General features: G+C 67.1%; 8 protein-coding genes. 5 read left to right on the top strand and 3 right to left on the bottom strand.

What is annotated here, in order from left to right:
* Positions 1-20: 20 nt before the first annotated feature.
* Entirely contained in the window at positions 21-788 is a 768-nt protein-coding gene (locus FHT32_RS19925) for a coniferyl-alcohol dehydrogenase (RefSeq protein WP_176666325.1), read from the bottom strand.
* 35 nt (positions 789-823) lie between these two features.
* Positions 824-2,299, bottom strand: a complete 1,476-nt coding sequence (locus tag FHT32_RS19920) for a benzaldehyde dehydrogenase (protein WP_176666324.1) — start codon at positions 2,297-2,299, stop codon at positions 824-826.
* A 256-nt stretch (positions 2,300-2,555) separates the two neighbouring features.
* Here FHT32_RS19920 and FHT32_RS19915 point away from each other — a divergent pair, with 256 nt between their 5' ends.
* A complete protein-coding gene (locus FHT32_RS19915) occupies positions 2,556-4,382 on the top strand; it encodes a sigma-54-dependent Fis family transcriptional regulator (RefSeq protein ID WP_256099071.1) in 1,827 nt (608 codons plus the stop codon).
* A gap of 103 nt (positions 4,383-4,485) precedes the next feature.
* Here the strand turns inward: FHT32_RS19915 and FHT32_RS19910 are convergent, their stop codons facing one another.
* A complete protein-coding gene (locus FHT32_RS19910) occupies positions 4,486-5,799 on the bottom strand; it encodes a RepB family plasmid replication initiator protein (RefSeq protein WP_371132207.1) in 1,314 nt (437 codons plus the stop codon).
* A 697-nt stretch (positions 5,800-6,496) separates the two neighbouring features.
* On the opposite strand from FHT32_RS19910, the gene FHT32_RS19905 reads away from it, so the two are divergent.
* The 4 genes from FHT32_RS19905 to FHT32_RS19890 all read left to right on the top strand — a co-directional run bounded on the left by FHT32_RS19905 (position 6,497) and on the right by FHT32_RS19890 (position 12,970).
* Positions 6,497-7,651 carry an AAA family ATPase gene (locus FHT32_RS19905; RefSeq protein ID WP_256099070.1) on the top strand — a complete coding sequence of 385 codons (1,155 nt, stop codon included), beginning with the start codon at positions 6,497-6,499 and terminating at the stop codon, positions 7,649-7,651.
* 324 nt (positions 7,652-7,975) lie between these two features.
* Positions 7,976-9,067: a ParB/RepB/Spo0J family partition protein gene (locus FHT32_RS19900; protein WP_176666320.1), complete on the top strand. Its 1,092-nt coding sequence runs from the start codon at positions 7,976-7,978 to the stop codon at positions 9,065-9,067.
* A gap of 1,738 nt (positions 9,068-10,805) precedes the next feature.
* Positions 10,806-11,069: a hypothetical protein gene (locus FHT32_RS19895; protein WP_176666319.1), complete on the top strand. Its 264-nt coding sequence runs from the start codon at positions 10,806-10,808 to the stop codon at positions 11,067-11,069.
* Positions 11,066-12,970, top strand: coding sequence for a phage integrase family protein (locus FHT32_RS19890; protein ID WP_176666318.1), 1,905 nt, complete (start codon positions 11,066-11,068; stop codon positions 12,968-12,970). Before FHT32_RS19895 ends, FHT32_RS19890 begins: the two co-directional genes overlap by 4 nt.
* Positions 12,971-13,193 lie beyond the last annotated feature (223 nt).

Genomic DNA, 13,193 nt, shown 5'->3' with positions numbered 1-13,193 from the left:
GGGGCCTGGGCCAGACCGCATCAGATGTAGGTCGATGCCAGGCCGCCGTCGACGGGGATGTTGGCGCCGCTGATCCAGCGCGCCTCGTCGCTGCACAACCATGCGATCACCGGCGCGATCTCGTCGGCGAAACCGGGGCGCAGCATGCGGTGCGCATCTGCCTGCACCCGCTCCTGGCCCAGCATGCTCACGAAGTCGCCCAGGATCGGCGTGAAGACCGGGCCTGGCGCGACACAGTTCATGCGCACGCCGTGCGTCAGGAACCACTGCTGTGACTGCGTGGCACTCCAGACGATCAGCGCCTCCTTGAAGTACTGGTAGCAGGTCTGCTGAGGCACGGGATGGTCGCGCAGCCACTGGGCGCCGGCCTCGAAGCCTCGGGCTTCGGCCAACGCTTTGTGGGCCTCCAGTCGCTGCGGCCACTCGGCACCGAGGATGGACGCCACATTGACGATGGCACCGCCGCGCGCAATGCGCGGCAGCGCCTGCTCGGTCAAATGCCGCAGCCCCAGGTAGTTGACGTCGGCCACCAGCCCGGCCGGCGCCGTGCCGGGCACGCCGGCGATGTTGCACAGTGCGTCGAAACGTTCTGGCAGCTGGGCCACGGCCGCGTCGATGGTGGCGGCGGAACTCAGGTCGGCCTTGACGAAGCCGTCGAGCGTGAGGCTCGGGTCGTTGCGGTCCATGCCGAGGACGCGGGCGCCCGCGAAGCGCGCCACGCGCGCGACCTCGGCGCCGATGCCCGACGAGGCGCCCGTGACGACGATGGTTTTTCCTTGAAGCTGCATGAAATGTCTCCTTGTGGAATTGGTCGACGGCACGCTCAGAATGGATAGGGATGCGGCGCCTGCTTGATGCTCAGCCACTGCCACTGGGTGTATTCCTCCCAGTCGGCCGGGCCGCCCACGCTGCTGCCGTTGCCGGCGATGCCAGGGCCGCCAAAGGGATTGACGCACTCGTCGTTGACGGTCTGGTCGTTGATGTGGACCATGCCGGAGTTCAGTCGCGCGGCGATCGCCATGGCCCGTCCGATCGAGGGGGAGATCACGGCGGATGCGAGACTGCCCTGGTTGTTGTTGGCCAGCGTCACCGCTTCATCGTCGGTCTCGAAGGTGATGATGTTGGCGACGGGGCCGAACACCTCCTCGTCGTACACCCGCATGCCGGCCTTCACGCCCGCCAGCACCGTCGGCTTGTAGAAGAGACCCTCGCTGACGCCACCGGCGAGCAGTTGCGCGCCGGCGGCGATGCTGTCCTGCACGATGGCATGCACGCGGTCGCGCTGCTTCGCGTCGATCAGGGGCCCGAGCGCCACATGCCCGCTCGCGCCGTCGCCCACCGGCAGGTGCTGCGCCTTCGCGACCAGCCGCTGCGTGAACGCGGGGGCAATGCGCTCGTGCACGAGGATGCGGTTGGTCGCCATGCAGATCTGCCCCTGGTGCAGGTAGGCACCCCAGGCCGCGTTGCTCGCGGCGATGTCCAGGTCGGCATCGTCCAGGATGATCAGCGAATTGGCGCCGCCGAGCTCCAGCGTCACCTTCTTCAGGTGCCGCCCCGCCAGCTCTCCGATGCGCCGGCCCACGGCGGGCGAGCCGGTGAAGGCGATCATCGGCACGTGCGCATCGGTCACCAGGGCCTCACCGGCGACCGCATCGCCGGGCAGAACCTGCAGCAGGCCGGCGGGCAGGCCTGCCTCCTCGAACACGCGCGCGAGCATGAAGCCGCCGCTCACGGGCGTGCGCACATCGGGCTTGATCACCACGGCGTTGCCCGTCGCGAGGGCCGGCGCCACGGCACGGATCGTGAGGATGAGCGGGAAGTTGAACGGCGAGATCACGCCGACCACGCCCCGCGGAACGCGCCGCGCGAGGCTGGTGGTGCCGCTCGCGCTCGGCAGGACCTGGCCCTGCGCCTGCAGCGGCATGGCCGCTGCCAAATGGCACAGGGTGATGGCCTCGCGCACCTCGTGCTGCCCCTTGGGCAGGATCGCGCCGGTCTCCCGGGCCACATAGAGCACCAGCTCATCGAAGTGCTGCTGGAACAGTGCCGCGGCCCGGTGGAACACCGCGGCCTTCTCGCGCGGCGCCGTCTGCGCCCAGCTTTTCTGCGCCTGTGCCGCGGCGGCGGCGGCCCGCGCCACGTCCTGCGCGTCGGCGATGCCGACGCTTGCCATCACCCTGCCAGTGGCCGGTTCGACCACGTCGCGCACGCCCCCCGCGGGCGCGACCCACGCGCCGTTGAACACCTTGCCCGCCCATGCCGCTGCGTCCAGGAACGCCGGCTTCTCGGAAACATCCATGACTTGCCTCTTGAGAAAAATTGATCGGCTGGCCGAGGTTTGAACCGCCTGCGGCACGGCCTCCTTTGCGCAACGGTCGTACCAAGGGCGCAGCGGCGCGTCATTCGGGGTCACGCCACGAGGCTGTTCTCAGAGGAGAACTAGGTGGAATCCCGAGGACCGACTGGTTATCTTGGATAACTGGTTTACCCTGATCCCCGATTTCACCAAATCATCAAGAATCGGCCGCTCGTTTCACCAAAAGATGAAGCCGACCTTGACCAAATCCCCCGCTTCATCCCTCCCGCCACGGATCTCGCTGGCCGAGGTGGCGCGCGCCACCGGTGCCGCGCTCGGGCGTTTCGACGGCGACGAAGTGGCACGCGCGCTGGGCCGCTTCGAGGCCTCCCACGTCGGCAGCGAAGCGCATCCGACGATCGCCGACATCAGCGAATGCCTGTTCTTCTCGCCCGGCGACGGCCGCATCTGGCTGCAGGACCAGCGCATGGTGCTGCTGCACACCGAGGCGCTGGGTTCGCTGCGGCGCGAGCTGATCGACAGCCTGGGCCAGGAGAAGGCCCGGGGTCTCTTCACGCGCGCGGGCTACGTGAGCGGTGCGCGAGACGCGCAGCTGGTGCGCGCGCAGTGGCCCGAGGCCGAACCCGCCTCGGCCGCCATCGCCGGCACGCGCCTGCATGCCTTGGAAGGCGTCGTGAAGGTCGAGCTGGTGCACGTGCGCTACGACCCCGAGACCTCGGACTACGAGGGCGAGTTCATCTGGCACCACTCGAGCGAGGACGACGAGCACATCGCGGCCTACGGCATCGGCGGTTCGCCCGCCTGCTGGATGCAGGTGGGGTACGCCACCGGGTACGTCAGCACCCTGTTCGGTCGGCTGGTGGTGTTCCGCGAGGTGGCCTGCCGTTCGATGGGCGAGAGCCACTGTCGCGTGATCGGCAAATCCGCGGAGCGCTGGGACGACGTGGAGGAGGACATGCGCTACCTGCGGGCACGCGATTTCGTCGGCTCGCCACCGCACGGCGCATCGACACCGCAGGCCGCGCATCTGCCCGCGGCGCCACGCAGGCACGACGCGATGGTGGGCGCGTCCGCGGCCTTCAACGCGGCCTGCCACCTGTTGCACCGCGTGGCGCCGACGACGGCCACGGTGCTCTTCACCGGCGAGTCCGGCGTCGGCAAGGAGAAGTTCGCCAGCATGCTGCACAGCATCGGCCCGCGGCGCGACAAGCCCTTCGTCGCGGTGAATTGCGCGGCCATTCCGGAGACGCTGATCGAGTCGGAGCTGTTCGGTGTGGAGCGCGGCGCCTACACCGGCGCGGGCGCGTCCCGTCCGGGCCGCTTCGAGCGCGCCCATGGCGGCACCTTGTTTCTGGACGAGATCGGCACGCTGAGCTACGCGGCCCAGGGCAAGCTGCTGCGCACGCTGCAGGAGGGCGACGTCGAGCGCGTGGGCGGCACGCGCAGCGTCACGGTCGATGTGCGCGTCATCGCGGCGACCAACGTCGATCTGCGCCAGGCTGTGCGCGAAGGCCGATTCCGCGACGACCTGTTCTTCCGGCTCAACGTCTTTCCGATCCACCTGCCGCCGCTGCGCGAACGGCGCGACGACGTGCCCCTGCTGATGAGCCATTTCCTGCAGCACTATGGCCGCAAGCACGGCCGGCCGGCCACGGGCTTCACGCAGGCCGCGGTCAGGGCGCTGCTGAACTACGACTATCCCGGCAACATCCGCGAACTGCAGAACCTGATCGAGCGCGCCGTCATCATCGCCCCCGAGGGAATGCTGCTGGACGTCCATCATCTGTTCACGAGCGGCGAGGCGCTCGACAAGAACGTGCTGTCGATACGACCGGATGGCCACCTGAGCGGGGCTGGCAGCGCCCCGGTCTCATCGGACTCTTCTGCAAACCAGGCGGCGGCGGATGGCGCCCCGGGCCCCGGCTCATGGGGACAGATGGAAGAGACGCTGATCAAGAACGCGCTGGCGCAATGCGGAGGAAACCTGTCCGCCGCCGCACGCGCACTGGGCATCACGCGTGCGCAGTTGGCTTACCGGGCGCGCAAGCGCGGCGTCGCAAGCTGACGGCAGGCTGGCCGTTCGGTATCGACAACCCCGCTTGTCGTCTCCGGGTTCATCGGCACTCCGACGCACCCAGCCATTGCGCGGGGCAAGGCCAGCCGCGCGGTCACATCCCCGCGACGCCCTGGGCCAGTGCGAAATCGAGCAGCACGCGATCCGAAGGATCCTCGGGCCAGGTGATCTGCGCCAGCCAGCGGTGGAAGGTGGTGCCGGCAATGCGGCTGGCGGGGCCGTCGCGGCGCCAGGCGCGGGCGATGGGCGCGGCAATTTCCGCCAGCCGTTCGGCCTCGAAGCGCGAGCGCATCTCGGCCTGCATGGCTTCGGGCATCTCGAGGTAGAGCGCCTTGGCCTTCTGCATGCGGTCGTTTTCCCAAAGCTCCCGGATCCGGTGCATGCGGTCCTCGGTGCCCAACGAGGCGCCTGCGCGCCCCTGCGCGGGCGAAAGCAGGGCCGGCGCAGCGGCGGTCGGCTCGCCTGCGCCTTTCATGCCGGCATAGCCCTTCTTCAGCGCGTCCTTGAAGTACGCGGCCGAGGACTTGAGCGCGGGCAGGGTCTGGCTGCGCAGGCGCTGCTCCACATGCTCGAGGGTGCTGCGCAACTGGCCCTCGTCGGTGGTGGCGTACAGGTCCTGGGCCTCGTCCTGCTTGAGGCCGAGCGCGATGAGCTTGCCGACCAGTTCCAGGTCGAAGACGTTGCGGCTCGGATCATCGGCTGCCCCCATGCGCTGCTGCACCTTGGGCTGGACGCGGAACTGGATCTCCTCGATGCGGCGGCCGCGCTTGTGCTCGATGAGTTCGAGGCTGAAGTCTTCGCACAGGGCTTCGATCTCGGCGAGCGCCTTGCTGATCACGTCGCGCTTGAGAAAGCGGTAGTCGACTTCGGTGATGTCGCTGCGGCCCGTCAGGACCGCGGCCCACCACAGCACGTCCTCGCGCATCGAGAGGCGACTTGGCGAGCTGAGATAGCGCGCACCGATCTCGTAGAGCACGGCGGCGGGATAGCTGCGCATCTGCCCGCTGATCTCCAACAGCACGCGCGTGTATTGCAGCGGCTTGACCAGCCGCTCGCGGATTTCCTCGGGATAGCGCCAGGTGATGGTGCAAGGGCGTCCCCTGCCCTGCTCCTCGATGGTGACGGTGCCCAACAGCTGCGAGGAGACCCAGCGCTTCAGTCCCGTGCCGCTGGTGGACCACTCGATGGTGGTGGCCTGCATGTCGCGCAGGTGGGACTTGAGCAGTTCGGTGTTGTTGGAGTTGAAGCGGGCGTCACCGATCAATTCGCTCAGAGCCAGCTTGTAGACGGGTTCGTCGACCCCCTGGCGCTGCGAATGGTAGAGCAGTGCGTTGTAGATGCGGCGCGACAGCAGTGTGAGCCGGCCGCGCTTGGGCCGGATCGCGATGGCTTCGTTGGCCTTGGCCACGCTCTGCTCATCGGGAGGAGACGCAGGTTTGGGCGGCTGTCGTGGGACTTCGCCCTCTTCCATGGGCTGCTTTCGGGTATCTATGGTTTCACATCATGCCCGCGTTTTGTGAAGAGGTCAATTTACAGATCACGAAAGGGCTCTTGAATCTTTGAAGAACTAACACTTGGGGATATTGAATATTTGGCGGAGCACTTTCTTTTTGTCTGACAAGGACTTGGAAGGGTTTCTGTGAGTAACGCTGGGATTTGACGTGAGATTCCTTGGGATTTAATGTGAGACCGGCTGGGGTTTGGGGAGCGGGAATGTGCGGACGCTTGGGATTTGAGGTGAGTGGACAAGGGTTGGTGGAGGCAGAGGGAGCGATTTCGATCACCTTGCGCCTGCTTCTACCGCCTTACCGAGCATCTTTGGGACGCCGAAGGGGCCAGCGAACCCGAAATCGGAGCTCGCGCAGGTGCGTCCGGCTCTGGAATCCCAGAAAGTCTCACGTGATTCCCCAACGGTTCTCACAGTTGGGCGTCTTGTCAGGTGGTGTTCTTTGTGAATCTTGTTCATTCGACAGATTCCCATAGAATGGCTGAATTCTGTCGAATGAGGTCGCTTTCACATGGCACTGCCCGCTCCCGCCGGCGCTGGAAACCCGGTTTCCACGCCCTCCCCTTCCATCCCCTCTCCTGCCCGGGCGCGCATCGACATGCCACGGATCGCGAACCTGGCCACGCGTGCCGGTTCCATGATCGAGCAGATCCGCGGTCGCCTGCTCGCACCCGAGGCCCGCAAGGTTGCGCCGATTTACTCGACGGCGCAACTGGCCGCCTTGTGCGGCGTCGACAAGGCGCACGTGGCTTACCGCATCACCAAGGAAGACCTGCCCAGCGGTCGGCTGACGCCTGCCGGCGGCAAGCGCAACTTCGAACTGAGCGAACTGCGCAGGTGGACGCGAACCTACCGCACCGACAAGATGCGCCCTGCCGGCAAGAAGGCCTTCACGATCGCGGTGGGTAACTTCAAGGGCGGCGTCGCCAAGACGACCACGGCCATGGTGCTGGCCCAAGGGCTGAGCCTTCGCGGCCACCGGGTGCTGGCCATCGACACCGACCCGCAGGGGTCGCTCACGACCCTGCACGGTTTGCTGCCGGAGGCGGAGATCAGCGAGGACATGACGATCGCGCCGCTGTGCGACGGCAGCCAGTCGGACATCCGCTACGCGATCCGCTCTACCTACTGGGACGGGCTGGACCTCGTGGCCGCCGCCCCCTTCCTCTTCTCGGCCGAGTTCGCGCTGCCGGCGCGGCAGATGCAGGAACCCGGCGCGCGCTTCTGGGACGTGCTCAACGCCGGGCTGGAGAGCGTGCGGGATCTCTACGACGTGATCGTCATCGACACTCCCCCATCGCTTTCCTATGTGACGATCAATGCCTTGTGGGCGGCCAACGGCATCGTGGTGCCGGTGCCGCCGTCCGGTCTGGACTTCGCGTCGTCCGCGCAGTTCTGGTCTCTCCTGGCCGATCTGGGCAGCAACCTCGATGCGCAAAGCGGTGAGCGCGCCGGCAAGGCGTTCGACTTCCTGCACGTGCTGCTCAGCCGGGTCGATCCGAGCGACCCGGCGACGCCGGCGGTCCGGCAATGGATTCAGGCGACCTACGGCGAGTACACCCTGCCGGTGGAGATTCCGAAGACCAGCGTGACCAGCAACAAGGCCGCCGAGTTCGCAACGGTCTATGACGTGCAGAAGTACGAGGGGGCTGCCAAGACCTACAAGCGCGCGTCCGATGCCTATGATGCCTTCGTGGACCTCGTGGAGCAGTCGGTGGTGAGCAGCTGGTCGGACAAGGGCCAGGCGCAATGAGGCCCCGCATGCACGAACCGGAAGGTGCGTCGACGTGGCGTGGAAACCAGGTTTCCAGCAAGGACTCGCGGTCCCTGCCCTGTCCCGTCGCGACGGGCTGCGGTTGGCAGGCCGCCGTCTTTCCGAACATCAGGTGGAGTGCCAGTCGGCTGGGAGCGGTCGGCGCTGCGTGGAAACCAGGTTTCCACGTGTGGACGGCGGCTGGCGGAGTGGAAACAAGGTTTCCATGCCGCGCGCTCCGATCGGTGGGCTCGCTCGCGGGCGGTTCATTTCAGGCCACGCGATCCGCGTGGAAACCAGGTTTCCATCGCCAGGGAGGTGTCAATGGCTAGTACCCGCAAACGTTTAGAAGCCCTGACCGCCGGATTGTCGATTCCGGAGCCTATGCCCGCGGCAGCCCCGGAGTCCGCTGCGGCCCCGGCGCCTTCGATCGCTCCGGTTCTTCCCGGCGCTGCGGCCACCGCCGTGGAAACCAGGTTTCCACCGGCGCAGGCCGGAGCGCTCGCGCCGCGCACAGGCCCCGGCCAGATGCTGGCATTCCGCGGCCAGATGCAAGTGGTGGAAGGCGAACTGGCCACCCTGCGCGAGCGGCTGCGCCAGTACGACGGGTCGACTCCGACACGCAAGCTGGACCCCGCAAGCATCCGCGTCTCCCGCTGGGCCAATCGTCATCCGGCCTCGTTCGAGAACGCGGAGTTCGCCGGGCTCAAGGCCGATATCGAACAAGCCGGCGGGAATGTGCAGCCGATCCTGGTGCGACCGCTCCCGGACCAGGCCGGCCAGTACGAACTGGTCTTCGGCCATCGTCGTCACCGCGCGTGCCTGGAACTTGGCATTCCTGTCCTGGCCGCGGTCTGGCTCGACGAACTTGGCGACGCCGAACTCTTCGCAGCCATGGACCGCGAGAACCGCGAGCGCGCGGATCTTTCTCCCTATGAGCAGGGCGTGATGTACCAGCGGGCGCTCGAGGAGCAGCTCTTCCCGACCCAGCGCCAGTTGGCTGAGAAGCTCGGCGTTAGCCATACCTGGGTCCGCAAGGCATTGATGGTGGCGCAGCTGCCGTCGGCCGTGCTGGAGTGCTTCCGCAGTCCGCTGGAAGTCCAGCATCGCCATGCGGAGCAACTCAATGCGGCCCTCGATAAAGATCGCCGAGGGATTCTCAAGCGCGCCGAGAAGATCCGTGGTCAGAAGCTCGCGCCGGCGGCCGTCGTGGCTCGGTTGCTTGGCGTGGAGGCGGTCGCGAAGCCGGAGAAGCTCGCGATCACGTGCGATGGCCAGACGGTGGGCTCGTGCCTGAGGGCGCCCGACGGTACCGTCACGCTGACCCTGCTGCCAGGGCCGGTTGCGGGGCTTCCATCGGAAGCGCTCCTGAAATCCTTGGCTGAGACGCTGCAAAGGGTCAAGCTGCTCGGCTAGGTTCACGAGCCGATGCAAGCCCTTCGCAACCGAGCGGCGAAGGGCGTTTCGTCAACCATCCGGGTATGGCCACCCCGGCGTATCCCTCGGCGTTGGTTGCCGGCCCGCCCGGCAATCCCGGCGCAGGGCGGCGAGAGCCGACAGACCCGCGAGCGTACCCCCGAGTCTCGCGATGCCTTCTGCCTCTGCAGGACTGGTCGAACCGTCAGTCCGGATGCGTCGCCGGTTGTACAAGGCGCAGGGTCTGCAGGATCCGTGCGGGCAATCGAAGAAGCTATGGCTGCCGCCTGGAAACCAGGTTTCCACCGCGATTGCGCCGGCACCGGACAGTGTTTCAACCGGTGCCATCGGCCGGTCCCGCCGCGAAGTGATCTCTAGACCGGGCCATCTCGTCCAAGGCGGCCGGATCCTGTCGTGGAAACCAGGTTTCCATCCCTGCGGCAGGTCCGTAGTGCCCGAGAGCCCAAGCTGTCACCAACCAACGGTCGGGCGACAAGAGTCCTCCGCGCACGGCTCGGAATACTGCAATGGCACAGAGGCGCAGGTTCATATGGCTCCGGGCCAGATCGTTGCGGTTCGTGAAAAGGGGTGCGAGGTGCCACGCGCGGAAGTTCGTGTCAGTGGAGTTCGCGCCCGGCCGCCCGAGTTGAAGGCGAGGGCAGGGTCGAAGGGACCGCAGTCTCGGCGGCTTCGCTGCAGGAAGTCGTTGCATCGCCAATGGGCATTTGGTGCCAAGTGAAGCGCGCGTTTCAACACCGCTCGTCGCGCTGACGCCATAGGGTGATGCAAAACCTCTCATGAGAGGCTCTCCTGAAATCCTTCGTCGAGCGCTTCAGGAGGAGAAGTCGGGCACACGAGAACGGCAGATTCGCTCTTCATGTGAGTGCCAATGGGATTTCCGAAAGGGCAGGGGAGCGTGAAAGCGCGGTGAGCTAAAAGGCCCTTTCTGGGGACTGTGGTCGTGCCCTGTGGCCCGGCCAGATGAAAGCGTCGGGGTGTCCTGACCGGGCCCCAGAAGAAGAACGATCCGTCGCGGCTCAAAGCCCATCGCACCGCGGCGGCGGTGAGAATGATTGTGTGCACTCACTCCAATTTGAATTCAACTGTCGCCGTCGACGTCTTTTGGAATAGCGCCGTTCAGGCCGATGCCCGATCTCGGATATCTCCGAATCCCGAGTACATCGCCGCTCCATCCCGGAGCGACGTCGGCGGCGCGACGAAGGAGCCGTCCATTTCCGTCCATGCCGCGCTCGTTGGCCTGCCTGCCCAGTCGTCACGGCTACGACGAACCTCGATCCGGTCCGGGGCTCGATACGCGCAAACGGTCATGGATCGTTGGCGCGATGGAATCATGCGTGGCCTAGCGTCTCGTCACTAGCAGTGACAACGACTTGGCGGCCAAAGCGAATCAAGCTCCTCAGCTGTGGTGAATCCACTTCTTCCCAGCGCCTGAATCTGGCCTTCCGGCGATCCAAAAGGTGTAATTAAATCAAGGAGTTAGCGCTCAGATCGCCGATGGTTTCTCCAAAACGTAGCAACAAACACCTAGAATTAGGATTGATGATTATGCAAAATCTCGACATGGACAACGAAGGGGAGGTCGCACTATGAGATTCGAAACCGCCGGGGACACCGGCCGCAGGGAGAGTGGTCGAGGCCACGCGCCGAGCCCCGGCCCGGTGTACCGCCGCTGCACAAGATTGGCCATCGCCGTGCGCAGAAAAATGGTCGCAAGGCGATGAGCCGTTACCCTGTCCCGGGCCCCGAGGAACTGGCCGGACTGAGCGACGAAGAGCTCGAGCGCCTGGCCGTGGAATGGCGTACGCAGGCCTTGCGTGGCGTGAAGCAGGCCTACGGCGTGGCCCATGCCCTCGAGGTCGAGCTGCGCCAGCGCATCCGAGCCAGTCGAGCCCGTCAATTGCCGCCTCGCACCGATGCACCCCGGCGCCGGTGGAGGTTCTGGCAGGCCGATGTGGCCGGCGATTCCACCACGTCCCCATGAAGAAAGCGCCCACGCGCCGGTTGCACCGCGGCCACTTCGCGTTCATGCGCGCGCTCGCCCAGGGCGTCGACGAGCGCGACGCCTGGGACCGCTACCTCCGTCTGGAAGGCGAGCACGTCGACCTGCGCACCGTGCGACGCACGATCGCCTGGATCCGCGACGCCTTCGCCGCGGCTGCGCGCCGCGAGCAGAAACCTGGCACGGCCCGCCTGATTCTGCTCGACCCCGAACGCTTCACGGCCGCACCGGCCCTGCCGAGCCTCGCCGATTTCGCACTGGCCCAGGGAATGGAGGATTTCTCCGAGGCCGAGCAGATCGAGGCCTACGAAGCCGCCTTCGGGCAGGCAGGCGCCGCGCAGCCAGGACGGGCGGGAGGCGGTGGCCGGCCCACCCGGCGCGCGCGCGTCATCGAGCGGCAGTTGGAGGCGCTGCGCTGGCTGGAGGACCTGGTCGCAAAGGATCCCCGAGCAGGGGACGGCGTGGCCGCCTGGCTGCATCCTGTGCTGGCCGAGCGGCTGGAGCGCGCGGGCCTCGCGACGCTGTCCGCACTGGTGGAGCGCATCAATGGCGCCGGTGCGCGCTGGTGGGTCCATGTGCCGGGTGTCGGTGAACGCAAGGCGGGCCGGATCCTGGACTGGCTGCACGCGAACGAGCAGGTGCTCGGTCTGCGCGTCGGCGCGCATGCGGTGCAGCCGCGCCGGCAGTTGCGCCCCGCCGTCCTGGCGGCGGTGGTCCCCGCCGCCACCGCCTTGCTGCCCTACGAGAAGTTCGTGCTGCCCGCTGGGCTGGACGGCCGCACCGGGGCCTGTCGCGCGCCGCGCGAGGCCTGTCGCCTCGCGGCGGCCAACGACCACGAGGCGATCGGCGCCTGGCTGGCCTCCAAAGGGGAGCCCGGCGCGGCCCCAGGCACCCTCTCGTCCACGCAGCGGTCCTACCGCAAGGAAGCGGAGCGATTGCTGCTGTGGTCCGTGCTGGAGCGTGGCAAGGCGCTGTCTTCGCTGACGCATGAGGACGCGGGCGCCTACCAGGCCTTTCTGGCCGCGCCGCCCGCGGCCTGGTGCGGATCGCGCCACAACCAGCGCTGGTCGCCGATGTGGCGCCCGCTCGAGGGCGCGCTGACACCGGTGACGCTGCGCCAGGCGCTGATCATCCTTCGCAGCCTGTTCGCCTTCCTGCAGGGCCAAGGCTATGTGACGGGCAATCCCTTCGCGGCATCGGCATTGCCTCGGGATTCCCAGGGGCCGCTCGGCGCGAATCGCACCCTGAGCTTCGCGCAGTGGGACCACATCGACAGGCTGCTGCACGCTCGCATAGGCACCGAAGCCGGACGGCGGCTGCGCAGGGGCATGCGCTGGCTCTATGCAACCGGGCTGCGTCTGAACGAGATCACCGGCGCGCATTGCGGGGATCTGCGACGTCAGCCCGCCTCGACGCCCGGCGACGCGGCCCCGGCGGCCTGGTCGCTGTCAGTGAGTGGCAAGGGCGGCGTCCGCCGCCAGGTGCCGGTGCCCCACGAATTGGTCGACGAACTGGCCGATGAGCTCGCGCGCCATGGCTTCGACAGGGAAGCGGATGCGCCGGGCAATCGTGGTATCGCGGTGCTGGCCCGGTTCGGGGCGGGCGGCGAGCATCCGCCCGCATGGTCGTCCTCTGGGCTTTACCAGGCCATGAAGGCGTTCCTCGCGCGTGCTGCCCAGGGCCTCGATGCGGCGGATGCGGAGCGCCTGCGCAGGGCCAGCACCCACTGGCTGCGCCATACCCACGGCGCGCACGCGCTGCAGGGCAGGGAAGGGCGTGCGCCGCTGCCCCTGCAGGTCGTGCAGAACAACCTGGGCCATGCCTTGCCGAGCACGACCTCGATGTATCTGCCGAAGCAGCCACGCCCCTGGCCAGGGGCGTGACCGCCCACGGAGACTTCGCGGCGGACGGTTCCTGTCGCTGCCAGCCGCGGCCCGTTCATCGGCCTCGCGTTCGCCACGATCTTGCGTAGCAAGCAAGCATGACAAGCCTCGGACCACGCGCGTGCGTGGACATTCCAGACTCCCGCGACGACGCCGTGCGGTGATGCTTTTTGCATCCCAGGCAGGAGTTGATCCTGTGCGCAGCCGGAGAAAGACTTGGGCT

Source organism: Variovorax sp. SG517 (assembly GCF_013376045.1).
Taxonomy (GTDB): domain Bacteria; phylum Pseudomonadota; class Gammaproteobacteria; order Burkholderiales; family Burkholderiaceae_C; genus Variovorax.
This window is presented reverse-complemented; position numbering and strand designations above follow the sequence as displayed.

Coding starts and splice junctions, on each gene's coding strand:
- FHT32_RS19905 (WP_256099070.1), top strand. CDS start 6,497: ATGCCACGGATCGCGAACCTGGCCACGCGTGCCGGTTCCATGATCGAG.
- FHT32_RS19920 (WP_176666324.1), bottom strand. CDS start 2,299: ATGGATGTTTCCGAGAAGCCGGCGTTCCTGGACGCAGCGGCATGGGCG.
- FHT32_RS19925 (WP_176666325.1), bottom strand. CDS start 788: ATGCAGCTTCAAGGAAAAACCATCGTCGTCACGGGCGCCTCGTCGGGC.
- FHT32_RS19900 (WP_176666320.1), top strand. CDS start 7,976: ATGGCTAGTACCCGCAAACGTTTAGAAGCCCTGACCGCCGGATTGTCG.
- FHT32_RS19890 (WP_176666318.1), top strand. CDS start 11,066: ATGAAGAAAGCGCCCACGCGCCGGTTGCACCGCGGCCACTTCGCGTTC.
- FHT32_RS19895 (WP_176666319.1), top strand. CDS start 10,806: ATGAGCCGTTACCCTGTCCCGGGCCCCGAGGAACTGGCCGGACTGAGC.